The sequence below is a fragment of the Pedobacter sp. BG31 genome, from assembly GCF_042464845.1.
Lineage (GTDB): Bacteria > Bacteroidota > Bacteroidia > Sphingobacteriales > Sphingobacteriaceae > Pedobacter > Pedobacter suwonensis.
Genome location: NZ_JBHNZK010000001.1, coordinates 492,175 through 515,759 on the forward strand (window position 1 = coordinate 492,175; position 23,585 = coordinate 515,759).

At 37.8% G+C, this 23,585-nt stretch carries 14 protein-coding genes; 7 read left to right on the forward strand and 7 right to left on the reverse strand.

Features of this window, described 5'->3' with window-relative positions:
• Positions 1-155 precede the first annotated feature (155 nt).
• The 5 genes from ACFE6N_RS02230 to ACFE6N_RS02250 form a co-directional block, all read right to left on the reverse strand.
• Entirely contained in the window at positions 156-2,741 is a 2,586-nt protein-coding gene (locus tag ACFE6N_RS02230) for a phosphoenolpyruvate carboxylase (protein ID WP_378933395.1), read from the reverse strand.
• Positions 2,742-3,003: 262 nt separating this feature from the next.
• On the reverse strand, positions 3,004-4,551 hold the full coding sequence (locus ACFE6N_RS02235; RefSeq protein ID WP_378933398.1) for a DHA2 family efflux MFS transporter permease subunit: 1,548 nt from the start codon (positions 4,549-4,551) through the stop codon (positions 3,004-3,006).
• A gap of 8 nt (positions 4,552-4,559) precedes the next feature.
• Positions 4,560-5,597: an HlyD family secretion protein gene (locus ACFE6N_RS02240; RefSeq protein ID WP_090983377.1), complete on the reverse strand. Its 1,038-nt coding sequence runs from the start codon at positions 5,595-5,597 to the stop codon at positions 4,560-4,562.
• Between the two features lie 8 nt (positions 5,598-5,605).
• Entirely contained in the window at positions 5,606-6,925 is a 1,320-nt protein-coding gene (locus ACFE6N_RS02245; protein ID WP_090983375.1) for a TolC family protein, read from the reverse strand.
• A complete protein-coding gene (locus tag ACFE6N_RS02250) occupies positions 6,922-7,548 on the reverse strand; it encodes a TetR/AcrR family transcriptional regulator (protein ID WP_090983373.1) in 627 nt (208 codons plus the stop codon). The genes ACFE6N_RS02245 and ACFE6N_RS02250 overlap by 4 nt, the downstream gene beginning before the upstream one ends.
• 235 nt (positions 7,549-7,783) lie before the next feature.
• On the opposite strand from ACFE6N_RS02250, the gene ACFE6N_RS02255 reads away from it, so the two are divergent.
• Complete coding sequence (locus ACFE6N_RS02255) at positions 7,784-7,969, forward strand: hypothetical protein (protein ID WP_090983371.1); 186 nt, start codon at positions 7,784-7,786, stop codon at positions 7,967-7,969.
• A gap of 118 nt (positions 7,970-8,087) precedes the next feature.
• Complete coding sequence (locus ACFE6N_RS02260; RefSeq protein WP_378933403.1) at positions 8,088-8,657, forward strand: DUF2911 domain-containing protein; 570 nt, start codon at positions 8,088-8,090, stop codon at positions 8,655-8,657.
• A 152-nt stretch (positions 8,658-8,809) separates the two neighbouring features.
• Here ACFE6N_RS02260 and ACFE6N_RS02265 read toward each other — a convergent pair whose 3' ends face one another.
• Both ACFE6N_RS02265 and ACFE6N_RS02270 read right to left on the reverse strand, forming a co-directional pair.
• Complete coding sequence (locus ACFE6N_RS02265) at positions 8,810-11,179, reverse strand: phosphocholine-specific phospholipase C (RefSeq protein WP_378933406.1); 2,370 nt, start codon at positions 11,177-11,179, stop codon at positions 8,810-8,812.
• Between the two features lie 132 nt (positions 11,180-11,311).
• Entirely contained in the window at positions 11,312-12,817 is a 1,506-nt protein-coding gene (locus ACFE6N_RS02270) for a glycerophosphodiester phosphodiesterase family protein (RefSeq protein WP_378933409.1), read from the reverse strand.
• A gap of 451 nt (positions 12,818-13,268) precedes the next feature.
• Between ACFE6N_RS02270 and ACFE6N_RS02275 the strand changes: the two genes are divergently transcribed.
• The 5 genes from ACFE6N_RS02275 to ACFE6N_RS02295 all read left to right on the forward strand — a co-directional run bounded on the left by ACFE6N_RS02275 (position 13,269) and on the right by ACFE6N_RS02295 (position 23,531).
• Complete coding sequence (locus tag ACFE6N_RS02275) at positions 13,269-16,586, forward strand: DUF4175 family protein (protein WP_378933412.1); 3,318 nt, start codon at positions 13,269-13,271, stop codon at positions 16,584-16,586.
• Between the two features lie 243 nt (positions 16,587-16,829).
• Positions 16,830-17,267: an rRNA maturation RNase YbeY gene (ybeY, locus tag ACFE6N_RS02280; protein ID WP_378933415.1), complete on the forward strand. Its 438-nt coding sequence runs from the start codon at positions 16,830-16,832 to the stop codon at positions 17,265-17,267.
• Between the two features lie 659 nt (positions 17,268-17,926).
• Complete coding sequence (locus tag ACFE6N_RS02285) at positions 17,927-19,786, forward strand: ABC-F family ATP-binding cassette domain-containing protein (protein ID WP_378933418.1); 1,860 nt, start codon at positions 17,927-17,929, stop codon at positions 19,784-19,786.
• A gap of 120 nt (positions 19,787-19,906) precedes the next feature.
• Positions 19,907-21,769 (forward strand): tRNA uridine-5-carboxymethylaminomethyl(34) synthesis enzyme MnmG, encoded by a 1,863-nt coding sequence (gene mnmG / locus ACFE6N_RS02290; RefSeq protein WP_378933421.1) that lies wholly within the window; start codon positions 19,907-19,909, stop codon positions 21,767-21,769.
• Between the two features lie 121 nt (positions 21,770-21,890).
• Positions 21,891-23,531 (forward strand): Ig-like domain-containing protein, encoded by a 1,641-nt coding sequence (locus ACFE6N_RS02295; RefSeq protein WP_378933424.1) that lies wholly within the window; start codon positions 21,891-21,893, stop codon positions 23,529-23,531.
• Positions 23,532-23,585 lie beyond the last annotated feature (54 nt).

Below are 23,585 nucleotides of genomic sequence, written 5' to 3' on the forward strand. Positions count from 1 at the left end.
CCTGGCACATTCCGTCAAAAACATCTATCATTCATATTGATTTTATACAATTAATTACCCCTAAGAATGACAAAGACAACAAAATTGGACAAAAAAAGGCCTGTGAGGACACAGACCTTGGAAATATGTTATAAAACCTGTAAGGTTTGGCTTAACTAAGCTAAATTCCTTCCAGCATTCACAATACCAAATACTGTTCTTACCGCAAGCTTTTCTAAAGCATGCTGGTCTTTCTCGTTCTGATCGTGCTGCAGTTTCTCTAAAGCAAAATGCTGGATCAATACCAATGGCAAAATAATTTTTTCGCGTGTAGCTATTGATTTTTTATCTACCGGATAATTTGCCATTAAAGTTGGCTGTCCGGATAGTTTTAAGAGCATCTCTTTAGTTAATTTGAACTCCTCGTGTAATTGAGTCCAAAAGGCACCAAACTCTTTATCATTGGCTAAATGAGCCGTAATCACAAAGTCTGATTTACTCATACTCATCATACAGTTATCCACTATGGTTTTGAGGTAATCAGAATCCGCATATACCTTTGCTACTTTATCCCAGTTTCCGGCATTTTCCTGATTCTTCAAAGCTGTTCCCATTCCATAAAAGCCAGGTACGTTCTGTTTTAGCATGCTCCAGGCGGTAACAAAACTAATGGCCCTTAAATCTTCAAGTTTCATCTCACCGCCCCCGTTTCTTTTAACCGGCCGACTGCTGATATTTGCCTGAGATAATAGTTTTAAAGGAGATAATTTCTCTAAATAACTTACAAATAACGGGTGTTCGCGAAGATCCACAAAAGCTTTATAACTATCTTCGGCCATTTCATCAAGCAGGGCTTTATTGTCAGGATCAATAAGAATATTGTGTTTCTCTTTCAATCCGGATGTTAGTCCGGCATTGATTAATTGCTCAATATTGAATTCAGCACTTTCAACCGAGCCATACTGAGAACTGATGGTTTGACCCTGTACGGTCAGCTGCATATTCTTGTTCGCGATTTCCTTCCCCATGGAAGCATAAAAACGGTGTGTTTTACCTCCACCACGTGCAGGTGGGCCACCACGACCATCAAAAAAGGACAGCTGAATGTTATGCTTTGCCGCAACCGCTGATAAGGATGTTTTACCATTAAAGATAGACCAGTTAGCCATTAAATAACCACCATCTTTGGTACTATCAGAATAACCCAACATGATGTGCTGTTTATTGCCGCGTTTAGCCAGATGTGCTTTATAAAACGGATTGCTATACAGCGTTTCCATAATGGCCGCAGCACCCTTTAAATCGTTTACCGTTTCAAAAAGTGGCACGAAATCAATAGTTAATGAATCTTTGCTCCAACCGTTCCAGAGGAAAAGTTCGATCAACTGAAGGATATCGCTCGCCTGCTGACAATTGCTGATAATAAAACGGTGACAAGCCTTTTCTCCATTGCGCTTTTGTATACCTTTAATTTCTTTAATTACCTCAATTGTATCATTTGTTAATGCATCAGCTTCACTGGCGTAAACAACGGTTGCTTCTTTAAATGAAATTAAAGCTAGTTTTTCTGCTTCTGAAAGCTGATCATAATTGGCAGGATACAATGAAGAAATTGGTTTGTTTTCACGACAATAAGCATGTACCTTCCTGAGTATACGGCTATCCTGACGGATATCCAACGATGCAAAATAATTGCCGTATAAGTCTATTTTGCGGATCAGATTATTAACCAGATCAACAAACAGACCTCCATGTTCTGCCAATAAGGTTTCTTTGATTTTATTCAGGTTATCCCTTAATTCATCAGAAATATCATGAAGCTCACAGGTTTGATCGAAAGCGTTCTGATAAAGCACGTCATGCAGTTTGGCAATATTTTCTTCAACACCTCTAAAAGTGATGCGGCGTTTAATCACCCTGAAATCGCGGTAATAACAGCGGAACAGGATTTGACGCAACATTTTAGAAACTTCTAAGGTCGTATCAGCGTGGATATTTGGATTTCCATCTCGATCTCCCCCAGGCCAGAAACCCAGTTCTAAAATTTTCTTGGTTTCCAGATTATATTCGTCGAGGTTCTGGTCTATTTCCTGCTGGATATTGGCCGCAGCAAAATAAAAAGTATTTTCCAAGAACCAGGCCAGATTTAGGGCCTCATCGACAGGCGTAGGCGATTTTTTATTGAAAAATGGTGTTTTACCCAGCTGCTGCAGCAACGAGTTCATCAGGGTAAGATCATTATCCCTGATGGCTTTGGTTAAATCGGTAATAATTGCTAAAACACTACCAGGGTAAAACTGCGTCGGATGTGCGGTTAACACCAGGCGGAGCGAAAGTTCATCAATCAATTTTTCAATTTTTGATAACATTGGTCTGTTATCAGCATTCTTATTTAGAATAAACGACAATGTACTCTGCTCGTCAGTGGTATTTAACTTCGTAAACGAGGCATCTTCTACGGCATCAAAAAGCACCACCTGTCTTTCGATATACTGAATAAACCGAAACAGAAGGTCTATAATATCTTTACGATCGGTATAACTGGTATACTTGGCGAAAAATTCTTCAATAATTTGTGCAGGTTTTGCCCCGTTGGCAATGCCTTCTTCACAGCTTTTAAAAAACAAAGGAAGTAACGTCCCGGTATCCTTAATTTTGTAAAAAGGCAAGGTTAGAAATAAACTGTTGAACAGTTCAAATTTTGAGATCACCTCATTATTGAAAATAGATTCCCGTTGTGTAGTTAAACGAAGTTTCGGCATAGTTTACGCAATAGTTTTGTGTACCGTAATACTACAAAAAATGCATAAGGTATTAAAATTCTAAGGCTTACAATTTGGAAAATTGTAGAATAAATTTTATTTTTAAAATCTTATTTGGCCACTATGTGGTTAAGTAAGAACATTTGCAATGTTTAAGGGCATTGCATTGATTGTTAATTTTTTGGGTTAAAACAGCCGATGTAATAAAATACACCGGCTGTTTTTGTTTTTTGCCATTATTTTTGGCTTTTTGTTGCAAACTTTAGTGCACATCCGCAGGAATGTTTGCATTTTTCTTAAACTTTTGAAGATATAGTAAAGGTATGGAGAATAACATAATCAATCCTGCAATCCAATAGGCATCATCATAAGTAAGTAACATGGTTTGCCTGGTTACGATTCCTTCCATCGCTTTTGCTGCCATAATTTTCGCATCGAATAAAGTCTGGCCTTTAGCCATAAAACCTTTAATCAAACCATTAAAACGATCAACGAATGGTTGGTTATATTCATTAAGATTGGTTAGCAGGTTACTTCTGTGGAAACCCGAACGGATATGGATCAGGGTAGTTAAAGCTGCGATACCAAACGAACCACCCAACTGGCGCATCATATTGTTTAAACCCGAACCCTGACCGATTTCCGGTCCTTTCAAATCCTGGATAGCCAGCGTGGTTAGTGGAACAAACAATAAGGCCATACCTATCCCCCTAATTACCAATGGTAAAAAGAAATCACCAGTACCTGACTGAAGTGTTGATTTACTCAGCATCCAGCAAAAAATAAAGAAAGCCAGCATACCAAAGGTAGCCATGAACTGTGCAGGAATACCTTTTTTAAGCATAATACCAATAAAAGGCATCATGATAATGGTACACAAACCACCCGGGAATAATAATTCTCCTGTTTGCAGTGCTGAAAAGCCCAGTAAATTTTGACAGAATACGGGAAAGATAAACACAGAGCCATATAAGCCAAAGCCTAGAATAAAAGAGGTAAACATACCCACAGCAAAACTTCTGTGGCGCATAATCTTAAAGTTCACAATTGGGTGGTCGGTACTCATTTCCCTCCAGATGAAAAGCAATAAGCCAAATACCGATGTTGCCGCCAAAGCTGTAATGTAAGGCGTAGCAAACCAATCCTCGCTCTCTCCTTTTTCAAGCAATGTTTGTAAACTACCTACTGCTATAGCCAGTAAAGCGATACCCCACCAATCGACAGGTTGACCCTGCCCTTCTTTCGGGGTGGCCCGTACAAAGGAATAGGTGCAGTATGCCGCGAGTATTCCGACGGGAATATTCACATAAAAAATCCACGGCCATGAACTGACATCCAAAATATATCCTCCAATGGTTGGTCCAACAGTTGGTCCAACTACCGCTCCCAAACCAAACAAAGCTGTTGCGATACCCACATCTTCACGTGGCCAGGTCTCAATAAGAATAGCTTGTGCTGTTGATATTAAACCACCGCCGGCTAATCCCTGAATAACCCTGAATAAAATAAGCTCGTTCAATGAGGTGGCATTTCCGCATAAAAAGGAAACGAGTGTAAAGACGATAATGGAGGTAAGAAAATAATTTTTCCTGCCGAACCGGTTACCCAGCCAGCCCGACATTGGCAATACAATAACGTTTGCTACCGCATAGCCGGTGGAAAGCCAGGCCACATCCTCAAGGGTGGCGCCCAGGTTTCCCTGTATCTGTGGAATTGCCACATTCACGATAGTCGTATCAATCAACTCCAGCAATGAAGCTGTGATTACCGTAAATGTAATAATCCACTTTTTTAAACCTACTTCGGCCATTTTTAATATTATTTAGTAGATACTGAAGCTTTAACGCTCATTCCTGGACGTAATTTAGCCAACAGCTCTTTTGATGGATGGATTTTGATTTTTACCGGAACACGCTGTACAACTTTAACAAAGTTACCGGTAGCATTATCGGGTGGCAATAAAGATCCTTTTGCACCAGTAATTGGTGAAAAATTATACACTTCACCCTCAATTTTTTCATCAGGATAAGCATCTACTTCAATTTCTACTTTAGAACCCTCTTTAATTTTTTCCAATTGGGTTTCTTTAAAGTTTGCCGTTACATAAATACTTCCATCGTTTACGATAGAGAATAAAGACTGACCTGCCTGAACCAATTGTCCTTTTTGTACATTCTTTTTAGAAACAATACCGGTTGCAGGGGCTTTAATATCCGTATAAGATAACTGAAGCTTTGCAAAATCGATATCACTTTGGCGCTGGCTGATTACATTGCTGCTAACCGCCAGTTGAGATTGGGTGGTACCCACTTGTTTAACCGCTGCATTATACTGATCTACCGCTGCCTGGTAAGCCGCTTGTGCCGATTCTTTAGCTGCTTTTGCCTGGTCGAAAGCCTGTTGGGTGATCGATCCGTCTTTAATCAGATTGGCGTAACGGTCATAATCTTTTTGTGCAAGATTTAATTTAACTTTTGCTGCTGCTACGTTTGCTTTTGCAGTACTGGTATTGGCTTCTGTTGCAGCAATTTGAGATTGCGCCACACCCACCCCTGCAGTAGCACCTTTTTGCCCGGATTGAGCCTGCTCTAATTTTACTTTGTAATCGTTATCATCAAGTTTAACCAAAACCTGCCCCTCGGTTACATGCGTATTTTCTTCAAAATTAATGTCTTTTACATAACCGCCAACACGCGCAACAACAGGACTAATATCACCATCAATCTGTGCATCGTCTGTATCCACGTGTTTGCTATAATAATTCCATTCTACAATCCCGAAGATTATACCTATTACTAGTAAAACACCTAAAATGATGGGTACTACTATGTTCTTTTTTTTCTTTTCAGTTGTCATTGCCGTATTTATTGCGTTATTTTTCCTGTTGATTTTAATAAAGTATAGTAAGCCAAACCTGCGTCTGCCTTTGCTATCTCCAAGTTTATTTTTGCTTGATATAATAGCGTTTCAGCATCGATACGGTCGGTAACCGAAGCCACATTGTTTTTGTATTTCGATGCCAATAATTTATCGTTTTCAGTAGCCTGTGCAATTGAGGTTTCCAAAACCTGTATTTTGTTCATGGCCACCTGGTAATTTTGAAAGTTTTTATTGATGTCGGTTTTTACCTGATCTGATAAAATATCCTTCTGAATGGTAATTTCCTTTTGCTCAATTTTGGCTTGGCTTACTTTGTTTTTATTTGTCCATAGGTTTCCAAAATTCCACGAAACCGTTGCGCCTACTGTAATAGGCATGAGGTACTGGTTTACCGGCGGAATAAAATTACCGCTTGGATTAATGTAATATAAGTTGGCGCCAACACCAACAGTAGGTAAAGTATTTGCCTTAACGGTTTTGATATTAAAATCAGCAACTTTGTTCTGTACATCAAGTTGCTTTAGCTCCTGGCGGTTAGCCATTGCCAAGCCGATGTATTCGTTTAATGAACCTGATGTTTTTATGCCGGCAGTTGGGTCAACAATTTTAACTTCAGTATCTTCCGGTAAACCCAAAAGGATATCCAAGTTATAGTTAATTACTTTACGGTTGCTTTCAATATCCATTTGTGTAAGCGTAACATTTGCCTGTTGCAATTGAAAGCGCAACACATCATTTTTGGTTACAATGCCTTGTTCAAAGAAACGCTGCGCCTGTTTAATTTGCGCGGCAATCGATTCTAAATTCTGCTCAACTACTTTTCTACTTTGTAAAACCTTGTATAAAGAATAGTAAGTATTGATCACCGCATAGGTAATTTCTTCTTTACTCTTATCGGCGTCCAGACGTGCAACTTCGGCCAATAGCTTAGTTGATTCTTTTGCGTATTTTAATTTACCACCACCATAAACGAGTTCCTGCACCGCTGCCGTACCTACAAAAGCATCGGCCCTTTTAGGCAGGCGAAAAGCTGATTCGCTACCTGGTAAAGCAAAAGTTGTGGTTGGTATTTCGGCATGATTGTACATAAAACTCGCATTTGCCGTTGGCAAGGCATTGTCTTTAACCACCTCCAGTTGGGCTGCTGCCTGGTCGATTTTGTTTTGGGAGAGTTTTAGGTTTTTACTATTGGCTATGCCAAGTTCTATTGCCTGGTTGATATTTAATTCCTTGCTATTCTGTGCAAACAAAGCAGCTGGAATTAATGATGCCGCAAGCATTAATTTTATTGATCTGGGTATCATTTTTTTGTTGTTAAATAAACTGTTGTTAGATCTTGTAAGTGAGCGATTGCACGCTCCTTAATCATTTTTTTATCTTTTGGGTCATTCAGGTCGAAGTTGGAGCATGAGATCACCTTTTGGGGCGCAATAACAATATTGGTTATCGTACCCATAATGGTTGCAATTACCATCCTTACATCTACTTTATTAAAGGTACCATCTTCAATTCCGCCAGTAATAATGCGGTCAATAAGCTGCATGTTGTGGCTCATGGCATCCTTAATTTTATCATACATTGCTGGTCTCTGGGTTAAAGAAAGCTCACGGTGCATCATTTTATGAAATGCCGTGTTATTCAATATCCGGTTAACATAGCCTTCTATAACCCTGTGCAGTTTTTCCAATGCCGAAATCTTATCTTCATTGATGATTTTCAGCTGAGAAGCAAAACCAGCAATACGCTCGTTCATAATCTCAACAAAAACTCCTTCTTTAGAACCGAAATAATAATTTATCATCGCCATATTTGCTCCAGATTCCTTCGCAATCTGCCGGGTGGAGGTACCTTCATACCCGGTTTCGCAAAACAGCTTTTCAGCTGCTTCCAGAATGGCCTGTCTTTTATCTACTTTTTCTGTTTTCATTTCTTTTTAACGGCACAAAATTAATCAAACGATTGATTAACTTCCAAATGTTTATTCACTTCTTTTACATTATCTTGATAAAACCCTGATTTATTAGGAAGAATGCTTATTGAGCGGGATTATTAGAACAGTAATTATAAAAGCAAATTTTACCGGATTTGATCATTAATTAGATTTGGCCAGATTGATTAAAATTTAAAATAAATATTAACTTTGCCTCCAAATAACAGAAAACATGAGTGTACAACAGAACAGCAGCAATAATTTCAACTGGTTATATTATGCTTTAGGTTTATTCTTCGGGGTGCTAACCGGAGCAATTATTACGCAAAACTATATTTTTGCTTTATTAGGTGGTGTTTTAGGTTTGTTAACAGCAGGCTTATTTTTAAACGCTATTGTAAAAGGAAGAAAATACTAGTTTTAGCCCTTTTAACCAGATCTTAGGGATCCAGAATAATTAAGCGATATAGCTTTAGTATTTTACAACAAAAGTAAAATCATAACTACTCATCGCGAATGAAAACAAAAGCCTACAAATGAGAAATATCTTCATTATTGTTTTCGCTCTTTTTTGCTTTAATGCTAAGGCACAACAAAGTGCTTCTGCTGAAGTAAAATTTCCTGCTGCAGATCCAAGTCCGGCAGATATTGTCTATTTTCCGCTCAATGCCCCTAAAGCAAAGGCTGGAGATCCGACAAAACCAATGATAAAAATTGTTTACTCGCGTCCACAGAAAAAAGGCCGTGATATTTTTGGTGTTCTGGAGCAATATGGTAAGGTATGGCGTTTTGGAGCCAATGAAAGTACTGAAGTACGTTTCTTTAAAAAAGTAAACATTGGTGGCAAAAAAATTAAACCGGGAACCTATAGCCTGTTTGCCATTCCGAACAAAGATTCGTGGACAATTATTGTGAATAGCGAAACAGACAAATGGGGTGCTTTCACCTACAACCAGGCTAAAGATATTGTTCGCGTAAGTGTTCCTGTGAAAACCTTGTCTAAGCCGATTGAATACTTTTCTTTAACCTTTACAGAAATTAATGGGGGAGCCAACCTGATTATGGGCTGGGACAGAACCCAGGTAGAATTACCAATTACTTTTTAAGTAAAAACGCAATAAAAATATAAGTCCCGACAATAGCAGCCGGGACTTTTTGTTTAAATCGGTTTTTTATCTTCATACGATTACCAATAGCATGTAAAGGCCAATAAACATAAGTTCTACCAAAGAATACCCTTCTTTTGAGCGATATTTATTTAAACGTTGCCCATGTACGGATCGGTTTGTGTTATTTCTCCGGTTTCTATTTTACCTGCATAACGGTGTTTAAATGTCGGATTTCCTTTCTGTACCATACTGAAATCGTACCAATTCGCATTTTTGGCCAGGTTAAACGAAATATTTGCATTGGATTTTGGCTTGATGTTTACTGTTTGACTTCCCGATTTATATTTTTTGTCTAAAATTTGAAGTGTAACCAGGCTGGTACCTGTATTTTCAACAGCCAAAACCAATTTACCTGTAAGCTTTTTGCTTATCAAACCAGCGTGCTCCGGGTATACCTTAACAATAATGGAAGGATTTTTTTTGCTACCTACAAAATTCCTGTAAAAACCATTCGGACCATTTATGGTAAGATCATAAATTTCATCATCGAAATCATCCAGATTAATAGTATCTTTTAGTACATCACCGGCTTTTACCGCATAGGCCCATGATTTACCCTTAACACCTTTAAACCTGGCAATGGTATTCATATTAAAAGGTGCACCAACCGTTTCAAATTCGCTGCCAAATAAAGTTTTTACCGATTGAAAAGTAAGTACAATTTCATGATTGATTAAATTTGCATCAACCGTTAAGTGATAGGGCAATGCACAGGCATGTTTGGTGCCATTTTCCTGCCTGGGGGCATGACTGGAAGTTTCAGGTGAAAAAGACTCAAATTTATTGATTTTATCTACCTCCGTTTTATTCAATGCAGTGGGACCAACCTGGGCAGGCTTGTTTCTTGCGTTACCAATATTGGCCACCACAACATCGCGTTTTAAGGACTCCGGAGATTTAATTTCTTCTCCGTGATACGGCCTGAAAACGGAGGTTAGATCGCCACAGATATTTCTTCTCCAATCGCTAATGTTATTGCTTTTTATGGTTTTGCCTGTCTTCTTCGCAAGCCATTTCTCCATAAACATGATTGATGACGTATGATCAAAAACCTGCGAGTTTACAAAACCACCTTTGCTCCATGGGGAGGCAATGATCAATGGCACACGATAACCCAAGCCTATCGGACTTCCTTTTCTCGCTTCAAAATCAGTAGCATAATTTATACCTTCGGATGTTTTTCCACTTCCTGGATCATCAGGATTCGGAACTACAAAAGGTGGCTGGTGATCAAAATAGCCGTCATTTTCATCGTAGGTTAAAACAAAAATTGTCTTCTTCCAAACTTCAGGGTTTTTGGTTAAGATATCCAGTGCTTCACTTACATACCAGGTTCCATATAATGGCGAACTGGTGTGGTCAGAAAAACGTTGAGGGGCTACCAACCATGAAACAGTTGGTAATTTTCCACTATCCACATCCTTTCTGAACTGGTGAAAAATATCTCCTTTTGGAATATTTATGGTTTCCGATTCTCCCTGATCGTTTTTGAATGTGAAGGGTTCGAGTTCTAAATAATCTTTTTGAGAAATATTGGTGGTAAAGGCTTTATCAATCAAATTCTTTTCTCTTTGCGATAGTTTATCGTATTTAGCCTGTACCTCTTTTGCAGTTAACGCCGGTTTAACCGTATTATCGCCATTTTTTCTAAAATAAGCCGATAACTTAACATTGTGCCGGCTCACATATTCTACAGGATTATCACCATAATTCCCCAACCAATCATCTATTTCACCCTCCGGAAGTTTTGATGTCCAAAGTTCATTTTGGTAAATGCGCCAATCGATGCCATTATCCTCTAACGTTTCCTGAAAAGTTGGCCAATCTACGAATACATTATTCTGAGATTCCGCCTGGTCGTTATTCACCACTGCAATCCGATTGGCACTTTTTTCCCCGCGAATAGTACCTGTAAAAAAGAATAGTCTGTTAGGCGTTGTTCCGGTCAATGATGAGCAAAAATGCTGATCACAAATGGTAAAAGCATCGGCCATGGCATAATAAAAAGGAATATCATTCCGGTCATAATATGCCAGGGTCATTGGTGTTTTAACAGGCAGCCATTTATCGTAACGGCCACCGTTGCGCGCCGCTACCTGATCGTTCCACGAATGGGGCAAGCCCCCCTGCCAGGTAATTTTTGTTTTGTTGATATCAACATGAAAGGGAGCATACGTATAGCCCTGTCCATCTTTTTGCAACCAAACTTTGTTGCCATCAGGCTGAATATGCGGGTGTGGATCGTTAAATCCGCGTACACCTTTCATTTTACCGAACATGTGGTCAAAAGACCGGTTCTCCTGCATCAGGAAAACAATGTGCTCTGCATCATAAAATGTACTGCCTGGTTCAGGGTTGATGGCCATCGCTTTCAATACTGAACTGGGCAAAGTATTGGCTATGCCGGTAGCTCCGGCAAACAAAGCTGCTTTTTTTAGAAATTCTCTGCGTGAATCCATAAAATGATACGATTTAGCTTAGATACTGTTTTTGAAGTTTTCAGTTACTATCTTACAGTTGACAGTTCGTCATCAGTTAACCGATTTAAACAATTAACCATTTAACCGAATAATAGACAATGAATGCTCGAATTACTTCTGAAATACCCTTACATAATCCACTTTCATAGTCGCAGGGAAAGCAGCATCATCCACCCCTTTTTTTCCACCCCAATCGCCACCTACCGCAACGTTTAAGATCAAATGGAAGTTCTGATCAAATGGCCAGTCGCCAGATCCCTTTTTGGTATTTTTAAAAGTGAGGTATTTTTGATCGTCGATAAAGAAGTCGATATGATCGGTAAACCATTCTATCGCATAAACGTGGTATGCGGTATACCGATTATTAACCTTTAGGGCCTTACCTACCTGTGTATGAATTACATGGTTGAATTTTTCAGTGTGTACGGTTCCATGAACGCTATCAGGATCGTAACCTACATGTTCCATAATATCGATTTCGCCACTCTTGGGCCAGCTACCATATTTCGAATCCGTTGGAAGCGCCCATATGGCAGGCCACAAGCCTCTGCCTTTAGGTAACATTGCACGGACTTCAACCCTACCGTATTTAAAATCGAATTTATTTTTGGTTACCAACCTGGCTGAAGTGTAGTTCCTGTTTTCCTTATCAGCTTTTAGCGCTATAATATTCAGGTTTCCTTTTTTAACAACTGCATTTGCAGTATCGGCATCGGTATAATATTGCAGCTCGTTATTCCCCCAACCTCTGCCACCTACATCGTAGCCCCAGTTTTTAGTTAACGGCAATCCGGCATCGTCAAATTCATCTGCCCATTTTAACTTCCATCCCTGGGCAACCGGTGTTTTTTTAATTTCGTCAAAAAGCAATTCAGGCTCGTTGGTGGTAATGTATTCTACATTGTGGGCCAATAACCACTGCATTTCAGGCACCGTATTTACCGTCCATGCATTTACCGTTAAACCTAATTTTTGCGCATTTTCAATCCAATTATCTTTTTGGTAAACACTATAATGGTAATCAACACCCGTTAATTTATCTGCCTTCATCTGCTCAGCACTAATTTCACCTTTTAAATAAGCAACTTTTGCATTTGGCAATAAAGTTAAAATGCGTTTGCAGTAATCGTAATCAAAGCTGATGTATTCAACCCAATCAGTTACTTTTAGTTTCTTAACCATTTCTATGCATTTATTAGTTACCTCTATACCACGTTCTTTGCTGATCAATGAGGGTTTTATTTCCAAAATCAGTTTGGTGGTTTTCTGTTTTTTACCTGCTAATAAATAAGCTTCCAATGTTGGAATTTTTTCACCATTGCTCATGGTTTTGGTCAACAGATCTGCATAATTTACCTTCTCGATGGTTAAACCCTGAAACTCGGGATCGTGGTTAACCACCAGAATATTATCTGCCGTCATCCATACGTCGAATTCCGAACCATAACAACCCAGTTTTACGGCTTCATTTAATGAAGCAATGGAATTTTGAGGAAAATTGTTTTTCTTCCACGCACCACGGTGAGCAATTACCTGATTTTTATTCCAGTTAAATTTCTGGCCGAAAGAAGCAGTGAAAAAGAATAACATTAGTGTAGAAATAAGAATTCGTTTCATATGGGCATGATTATACAAAAAGCCAAAAGTAGATTTTTATCAGAATACTCGTTTAAAATCTATGTAACCTTTGTATTAATATAACAAGATAAAGATTTTCAAATTAACGCGTGGTTAATGTGATCATAATTTGTTGCAGAAACCTTACTTGCATGTTTCCCTTTATAAAAACGGTATTTTTGAAGCGCTAAGCTGGTACGGCTATTAAAGGTTTTGCCGTACTACACCTTATCCTTTCACGGTGCTACAGGGATGCCGCTACGTCCGGGGCTAAAACTCTTGATCTTCAAGAAAGAACCCCATTCTTACATTTACTATTTCACACCCAGGCCTGAATTCAATATCCTTTTTTATTTAAAGCCAACCTGGATAATAAACAATTTGAAATAAACGCGTTACCTTAAATACTTTCCTTTTAATTGACTGGAACAATTTTTACATTTACGGAGATATGGTGAGCAATAATTACAACGATTTGTTGCGGAAGATAGATGAGTTTATCCGCAAGTTTTACCTGAATAAAATTTTGCGGGGCAGTATTTATGCTGCGGCCATACTTCTGGCCCTGTATCTAATTGTTTTTTTAAGCCTTTATTACCTGAACCCGACAGCTGGCTTTAAAACCTTTGTATTTTTTGCTTATCTGCTTACAGGTGTATTGCTGGTCGGCTTTTTAATTGTTAAGCCACTGCTTGCCATGCTAAAATTAGGCAAACACCTTACTTTGGATGAAGCATCGGTTATCATCGGAAATCACTTTTCCGATATTAAGGATAAATTATTGAATACGCTGCAGCTTCATCACTTAGCGGAGAAAAATCCTGAAAATAACCGCCTCATTATGGCCAGCATTGATCAAAAGATTATTGAACTCAGGCCCGTTCCATTTTACACGGCAGTTAAGATTAACGATAACCGGAAATATTTAAAATATCTTTTTGTTCCCCTATCCATCATCCTGCTCATTGCCATTATAGCGCCCACAATTTTACGTGAAGGTACAAACAGTTTCTTTCGGTACGATGAATATATTGCTACAAAAGCGCCATTTAGCTTTACCATTCTAAATAAAAGCTTAACCCCTACACAAGGTGATGATTTAACACTGAACCTAAAACTGATAGGTGATGAACTTCCGGCAGAGATTTATGTAGAAGATGGCAAGAACACCTACAAATTGGAAAAAGAAAGCATTAACAAGTTTAATTATAGCATCAAAAATATCCAGAATGATAAAAAATTGATTTTCAAAGGCGGTGGTTTTAGTTCTGCCGTGTTTACCGTTACCGTTAAACCCCGCCCGGAATTGCTCAATTCCACAGCTACCTTAAATTATCCTGCTTATTTGGGCAAAAATACAGAATCGGTTGACAATGTCGGAGACCTGCTCCTTCCCGAAGGTACCAAAGTGACCTGGAGCTTAAAGACTGAAAAAAGCGACCAGGTCCTGTTTATGCTTAATGGAGCCGAAAACCTGCTTAAAATCAATAACGATGTGGCACATTTTAAGGCTACTATCAAAAACAATTCAAGATATAGTATCATCCCAAAAAATCAATATGTTACCATAAGAGATTCTCTTTCACATCAGGTTACGGTAATCAAAGATCAGGCTCCACAGATTAATGTAGAAGAAAAGCAGGATTCTCTTAGCAACAAAGTATTATATTTTAGCGGACAGGTAACTGATGATTACGGATTTAGCCGCTTGAGCTTTAAATACAACCTCAGAGAAAATAACCGTATTGTTGGTACCGTTACCAAAAACATTGCCATTAAAAGTAATGCGACTTCAAATAATTTTTTTTATTTCTGGGATTTAAAAGCTGTTGCCGCCAAACCTGGTCAGGAAATTGAATATTATTTTGAAGTAGCCGATAATGATGGCGTAAATGGTGCAAAGGCTACACGATCTGAAATTAAAACCTTTAAACAGCCGACTAAAAAAGAATCTGCCGAACAGGTAAATGCAAGCAATCAGGCGTTAAAGCAGAAAGTGCAATCGGCCATACGCCTGGCCAACACGATCGAAAAAGAGAGCAAAAAAGTAGCCGAAAGCCTTATTGATAAAAAACAGATATCTTTTGAAGATAAAAAACAGATTGAAGCCCTTCTGGATAAACAGAAGCAACTGGATGAGGCCATGAAGGAGATTAAAGCGCAAAATGATAAAAATATCCAGCAACAACAGGATCAAAAACAGACAGAAGAACTTATCGAAAAACAAAAACAGATCAAAGACCTGTTTGACCATGTATTGGATGACAAAACAAAAGAACTTTTGCAAAAACTTCAGGACCTGATGAATGAGAAAAATAAAGATCAGACGCAGAATGAACTGTCAAAAATGCAATTGGACAATAAAACCCTTAAAAACGAACTTGACAGGATTTTAGAGCTTTATAAACAGCTGGAATTTGAGCAGAATCTGCAAAATGACATTGACCGGTTAAATGAGTTGGCAAAACAACAAAAAGAACTTTCACAGCAAACAAAAGATAAAAAGCAAGATTATGAATCCTTAAAGCAGAAACAGGATGCACTAAATAAGGAGATGAAAGACCTGAAGGATGACCTGAAAAAACTGGAAGAAAAAAATAAATCCTTAGACCGGCCAAATCCTTTCGAAAACCCGGAAAAGGACATTCAGGATATACAAAAAGATCAGCAAGACAGTAAAGATGCCCTGGATAAAAAAGACGCTAAAAGTGGAAGCCAGAAGCAGCAAAAAGCAGGTGAGCAGATGGAAAAACTTGCTAAAAAGATGAGTGAAATGCAGCAACAGGGCGAAGAAATGGAGAATAACCTGAATGCTAAGGAACTGAGACGACTACTTGAAAACCTGCTGACGACTTCTTTTGATCAGGAAAAAGTAATGCTCGCTTTAAAGAAAATGTCTGCAACTGACCCATCTTACACCAGCAACGTTCAAAAACAACGAAGCATTAAAGATAATCTTAAAACCATTTCTGACAGTTTGTATAGTTTAAGTAAACGCGTTCCGCAAATAGAATCCACTGTTAACGAGGAAATGAACAAAATTAATTTCAACCTTGATAAAAGCTTAGAAAATCTAGGCGACAGAAGAACAGCGGAAGCTAACCGTTTCCAGCAATTTACCATGACTTCTATCAATAATTTAACTTTAATGTTAAGCGAAGCACTCAGTCAATTGCAAAATATGCAGAAAAACAGCAAAGGTGGTAGTGGGAAAAAACAAAAGCAGGGTATGAAACAACTGTCGCAAATGCAGGAACAACTAAATAAGAGCATGCAAAAGGCCCGTGAACAGCTGCAAAAACAAGGCGGTAATCAAGGTACGGTTGGTAAAGGACAAATGAGCCAGGAATTTGGTAAAATGGCCCAGCAACAACAAATGATCCGTCAGGCTTTAGAAAAACTTAACCGTGAAGAAAATAAAGACGGCACCGGTAAGTTGGGCAACCTAAATGAGGCCATTAAAGAAATGAAACAGACGGAGAGTGATCTGGTAAACAAACGTCTACAACAGGAAACCTTAAACCGACAAAAAGATCTCCTGACCAAATTGTTAGAAGCAGAGAAAGCAGAGCGCGATCAGGAAGAAGATTCGAAACGGGAAAGTAAGGCAGCAAAAGAGTTTCCTCCATCCTATCAAAAAATGCTGGATCAATTTAAAAAACAGCAGCAAAATGGCAGTGATATGCTTCAGAAAATTCCTCCTGGTTTAAATTATTATTATAAAAATAAGATTGCCGAGTATTTGAAGTCGTTGAATACCATTCCTTAATAAGCAATGTTTTTAACAATATGCTGATTTCAACAATTTAAATTAGATCCGTCATTTCGAGCGGAACGCAGTAAAGTCGAGAAATCTTTAGCCTTGTATACATCTTTTCGATCATAGATCTCTCCATTCCGTTGCACTTCATTCGAGATGACGAATTCTCTATTCAATCATTTGTTCAATCACTTTTGGTTGATGAAGCTACCGTAATATTTTCTTAAATTTGCAGCCATTAAACACTACAGTATGCCTGCAATTTCTTTTTTTAGCGAATCCATTAGCTATAGCCTTCCTCAAAAATTAAAAATTAAAAAATGGATTAAAGCTACTATAGAAAAGGAAGGGTATCAATTGCAGGAACTTAATTTCATTTTTTGTAGTGATGAATATCTTTTAAGCATCAACCAACAATATTTAAATCACGATACCTATACGGATATCATTACCTTCGATAATTCTGAAGAAGAAAAACTGATCATAAGTGATATATTCATCAGTATTGAGCGTGTAAAAGAAAATGCTAAAACCTATAAAACTTCAGCATTTGATGAGGTTTGCCGCATTATGATCCATGGAACCCTGCACCTGTTGGGTTATAAGGATAAAGGAAAAGCTGCAAAAACCCTTATGACACAAAAGGAAGATGAATATTTGGCATATAGAACTGAATTTGGATTAGTTTAACTTCCCACTCCTCTTTTAATATCGTGCTGAATAATTTATTGTACAAAAATCAATAGCAATAGATAGCAAATTGAAAGGCCAAGAGCCGTCGTCATTGCTGTAAGGCTTTTTCAGCCGACGAAGCAATCTTACAACGATCGCTACTAGCCGTGCGCATTAAGATTGCTTCGTCGTTCCTCCTCGCAATGACGATTTTTCTATTGGGGTCTGTCAATGATAGCCCAGCGGAAAATCTTTACCCATAAGTCATTTTTACAAAATACGCCTTCTCTAATTATTCTGTTCGTCTAAACGATACTGGTGTTCGTCGATAATTATACACTACTGGTATAATCCTGTGAACGTCTCTGCAACATTTCTCAATTCTTAAAGTCTCATTTTAAAAGCAACGATGATAATAAGGGACATAAGTCATTATTCTTAGCCATTATTCAAGATAAAGTTTAGTTTTAGTTAATGATTGAAGCAGCGGTGGAGCGAGTCCAACCGCTGTTTTGTTTTAGAACCACCATTGATCAACATTTAAAACAATCACAATACATCAAGTTTTTGCCATTTTAGCTGATACACAATAGCTTTGAGATATCTGTTTAGCGTTGCAAATAATTTATACTTACCTTTGCAATAATTTTCTTTTATAAATCCGAAATACAGAAAAATTGAGCACATTAATTGCGGCAGAAGGCTTAGGACATGGTTATCATGATGAATGGTTATTTAAAAATTTAACCCTCGGTATTAATTCCGGTCAACGCGTGGCGCTGGTTGGTATTAATGGCGCGGGTAAGAGCACGTTATTGAAATTATTGGCTGAGCGGTTTCCTCCGCTTGAGGGTAAAATAGTAAAAAATAAATCCGTTAAAATCGGTTTTCTGGATCAGGAACCTCAGTTCACAGCGGGATTTTCTATTAGCGACCATATCTTTTCGCTCGAAAATAAGCAACAACAGCTCATCAAAGAATATGAAGAGTTAATTGAACAACCGAACCCAGATGAAAACACACTCAATCGCTTATATGAAGAATTAAGTGAGCATAATGCCTGGGAATACGAACATGAGATTAAAACCATTCTAAACCGGATGGGAATTACTCATCTTCAACAAAAAATTGATACGCTTTCTGGTGGACAAAAGAAACGTTTGGCTTTAGCAAAACTATTAATTGAAGATCCTGAAATCCTGGTACTCGATGAACCTACCAACCATTTAGATATCGACACGATTGAATGGTTAGAGAAGTTATTAACTACCGGACAAAAAACCATTCTGTTGGTTACACATGACAGATACTTCTTAGATAATGTTTGTAATACCATTGTAGAACTGGATAGAGGAAAAATTTTCAACTACAATGGAAATTATGCATACTTCCTCGAAAAGAAAGCAGAAATGGAGGCTTTGGACGCAACTGTTTTACACAAGAACCAACAGCTATTAAAGAAAGAATTAGAGTGGATGAGACGCATGCCACAAGCGCGTGCAACGAAATCTCAGGCCAGGATTGATGCTTTTTACGATTTAGAGGAAAAAACCAAGAAAAAGTCTGAAAATCAAAGTGTTACCCTTAAAATGAAAATGTCTAGGCAGGGTGGCAAAATCATCGAGTTAGATCACATAAAAAAAAGTTTTGAAGGTCGGCCAATCATTAATGATTTCAGTTATACCTTTAAAAAAGGTGATCGTATTGGTTTAGCTGGAAAAAATGGAACAGGTAAATCAACACTTTTAAATATCATCACCAGCAATTTAAAGCCAGATGATGGTAAAGTTGATATTGGCGAAACAACCGTATTTGGATATTACAAACAGGGTGGTTTAACTTTTGATCCTAAAGAGCGCGTCATAGATATTGTAAAATCAGATGCTGAATATATTAAAATGGCGGATGGTTCCGTTATTACCGCTTCTGCCCTATTAACACTTTTTCTTTTTCCTCCCAAGAAACAACATGGCATGGTAGAGAAATTAAGTGGCGGCGAAAAAAAACGTTTAAACCTGATGAAGGTCTTGATGCAAAATCCAAATTTTCTGATTTTGGATGAACCAACAAATGACCTTGATATTGATACCTTAAATGTGCTTGAGGAATTTTTAGAAAATTTTCCGGGCATTTTGATGTTAGTTTCGCACGATCGGTATTTACTCGACAAAATGAGCGATCAGCTTTTTATTATGGAGGGTGAAGGCGTTGTTAAAATATACAATGGTAATTATTCGGAATACCGGTTAAGTTTAGAACAGCCCAAGACTAAAGAAACAAAAAAAACTTCTGTTCCCAACACTGACCAAGTCCAGCCTAAAGCAACAAAAAAGCTAAGCTTTAAAGAACAGAAAGAATTAGAAGAAGCTGAGAAAGGAATGGAAGAAACGGAAAATAAAATAACCGAATTAACCAATACCTTAAATAATATCAGTACTTCTGATTATATTAAAATCCAGCAAATATCAACTGAGATTGAAACGCTGCAAACGAAATTAGACGATTATACATTGCGCTGGTTGGAGCTTTCAGAATAATAATCATGTGAAGATCAACAATATGTTTCACGTGGAACATATAATCAACAGAAAAGAAAGTTAAATTTTAACGATAAAAAATAACATTGTTTCACGTGAAACAATTAAAAATATAATAAGATGTTTTCAAAATACGATTTGATTGTTGTTGGTGCAGGGCATGCAGGATGTGAAGCTGCTGCTGCTGCTGCTAATTTAGGATCATCTGTTTTATTAATTACTATGAACATGGGTACCATCGCCCAAATGAGCTGCAACCCTGCTATGGGCGGTGTTGCTAAAGGCCAGATTGTTCGTGAGGTAGACGCCATGGGCGGTTATTCGGGTATAATATCTGATAAATCAACCATACAATTCCGCATGCTGAATAAATCGAAAGGACCTGCTATGTGGAGCCCGAGGGCGCAAATAGACAGAATGCGATTTGCAGAAGAGTGGCGCTTAGCATTGGAAAGAACTCCAAATCTCGATATCTGGCAAGATAGTGTTGTGGGGTTACTAGTAGAAGATAATACCGTATATGGCGTTAAAACTTCTTTAGGTATTGAGATCAAAAGTACTGCCGTAGTATTAACTAATGGTACATTTCTAAATGGTACTATACACGTTGGCGAAAAGAAATTCGGAGGAGGAAGAACGGGAGAAAAATCATCAACAGGAATTACAGAACAATTAGTAAAATTGGGTATGGAAGCAGGCCGTATGAAAACCGGTACCCCACCCCGTGTTGATGGAAGAAGTCTAGATTACACCAAAATGGAAGAGCAATGGGGAGACGAAAACCCAGGAAAATTCTCTTATACTGACACTGTTGTTTCCACCGATCAGCGTTGTTGCTGGATTACCTATACCAATAGTGATGTACATGAAACATTGAAAGAAGGCTTTGAAAAATCACCAATGTTTACTGGTCGTATTAAAGGTTTAGGTCCGAGATACTGTCCTTCTATTGAAGATAAAATCAATCGTTTTGCTGAGCGTGACAGACACCAAATATTCGTTGAACCTGAGGGCTGGAATACCTGTGAAATTTATGTAAATGGTTTTTCAACTTCTCTTCCGGAAGACGTCCAATTTAAAGCGTTGAGGTTAATTCCAGGTTTCGAAAAGGCTAAAATGTTCAGACCTGGTTATGCTATCGAGTACGATTTCTTTCCACCTACCCAATTATCTTTGACATTAGAAACTAAGTTAATCAGCAATTTATTTTTAGCCGGGCAAATAAACGGAACAACCGGGTACGAAGAAGCTGCTTGCCAAGGTTTCATGGCAGGGATCAATGCACACCAAAAAATAACCGATAAATATGAATTGATTATGAAAAGATCTGAAAGTTACATCGGTGTTTTAATAGATGATCTCGTTACCAAAGGCACAGAAGAGCCTTATCGAATGTTTACTTCCAGAGCTGAACATCGTTTGTTATTAAGGCAGGATAATGCAGATATACGTCTCTCTCCTATCGGACATGAACTGGGATTAATTTCAGATGAGCGATTGAACAAGGTGAATCAGAAAATTGCAAATGCTGAAGCCCTGGTAAAATTTACCAAAAGCCAGGGAATTGAAATGGCCGATGCAAATCCGATGCTTGAAAGTTTAGGCTCGAGTGCTTTAAACCAAAACGTAAAAATTCACAGTTTGGTCGGCAGACCTCATGTCGGCTTACAAGATATCATTAAGGTTAGTAAATCTTTAGCCGAAGCGACTAAAGCTTTAGACAAAGAAACTATCGAGCAAGCTGAAATTAAAATTAAGTACGAAAGCTATTTCGAAAAAGAAAATGAAATTGTAGCGAAAATGCTAAAAATGGAAGATAAAGAAATCAAGCCAGATTTTGACTATAATAGAATTGTGTCCATCTCCAAAGAAGCACGCGAAAAATTATTTAAAATAAAACCCCGTACTTTAGGTCAGGCTTCAAGAATTTCAGGTGTTTCTCCATCAGATATTTCCGTTTTAATGGTCTATATTAATAAATAACTGATTATCAGATACTTAAATAAAATAAAATAGACTTAAAATAAAGCGATTTAAGCGATAAAAAATATTTTTTAAACACAATATTCCAAAAAGTACAAAAATCCGTCAGAACGATTAAAATATGCCAAATTTAAAATATCACTATTTTAACCTTAAAAATTTAGCGGTTATTTTCACCTTGCTCCTACTTTTTGGTTGTGCCAGTATGCAGACACCACAGGGTGGACCAAAAGATACCAAGCCACCAAAAGTTTTAAGCATGACGCCGAAAAATCAGACAAGGAATTTTAATGCAAAAAAAATAGTAATAGAGTTTGATGAGTATTTTAATCTGAAAGATGAGTTTAAAGAATTTTCGATTTCACCTGATCAGGAAAAAGTTCCGGAATTAAAAAAGAGGCAGAAGAGATTGGAAATTATTCTTAAGGATTCTCTCGAAAAAAATACAACCTATACCTTGAATTTTGGGAAATCTATTGCAGATGTAAATGAAGGAAATGTGGTTAAAAATCTATCTTATGTTTTTTCAACAGGACCAGATATTGATTCATTATCAATCAGTGGTAAAGTTATTAATTCACTAAGTGACGAACCTGAAAAGGAAGTTACCGTATTTATTTTGCCTTTAGAAAGAGATACGATTTTCGGTAAAAAACGTCCATCAATATATACCACTACTGATAGTGCCGGTACGTACAAATTGAGTAACCTCAGAAAAGGTACCTATAAAGTTTATGCCATTAAAGAAAGTACCGGAGGTGGCGATAAAATATACCAACAGATTTCTGATGAAGTTGGATTTATAAAAGAACCCATCGTAATTGATAAAAACCTGGAAAACATTAACCTGCAGATATTTAAAGAGCTACCTCCAGAGTTCCGCGTACTGGACCGAAAACTGAATAATGATGGCAGTATCTCAATCATCTTTAATCAGCAGCTGAAACGCCCTAAAATAACAATTACCGATCCGCCGGCAGCAGATATAGGGAAGTATGTCCACTTTACCAAAAATAACGATACTGCTAAAATATGGCTGAATGACATGAGTTTTGATTCAGTAAAGGTGGCTGTTGAGGATCAAGGAAAGCTTCTTCAAACCTTAAACTTTACAAGGGGTAAAAAAGATACTTACACTCGCGAAATTACCATTTCTGATAACTTAACAGGCGGTAAATTAAATCCTTTCCAGCAGCTGACATTAACCTCATCTTTCCCGATTACGGCTGCAGATCCAACTAAAATCACCCTTCTGGAAGACTCTGTAAAAAGAACAAATTTTGAGTTGGTGAAAGATAGTACAGATTTTCTTAAATACTACATTAAGTATCCTTGGAAAAGCAAAAGAAACTACGATTTAAAATTGGGTGCAGGCGCATTTACCGCGATATTTAATGCCAAAAACAAAGATATCACGAAACGTTTTACGCTTGAAAGTCAAGACGCCTATACTACTCTAATATTAAATGTAACCGTTCCGGATACTTCTAAAAGATATGTGGTTCAGTTCCTAAACGAAAAAAAAGATGTCATAAAATCTTTTCCGGTTAGCAAAAACTCAAAAATTACTTTTTCTAAATATCCTGCAGGTAAATATATGCTTAGGGTTATTTATGACGAAAATAAAAATGGCATCTGGGACACGGGAAATGTTAAGGAAGGATACCAGCCTGAAAAAGTATGGTATTTAAAAGCATTGATGGACTTGAAACCAAACTGGGAACGTGAAGATCCATTAGTAATACCACCGCCAACGCAGTAATGTAGTTTTATCTCTAAAAAATCGTCATGCTGAATTCATTTCAGCATGTTTATA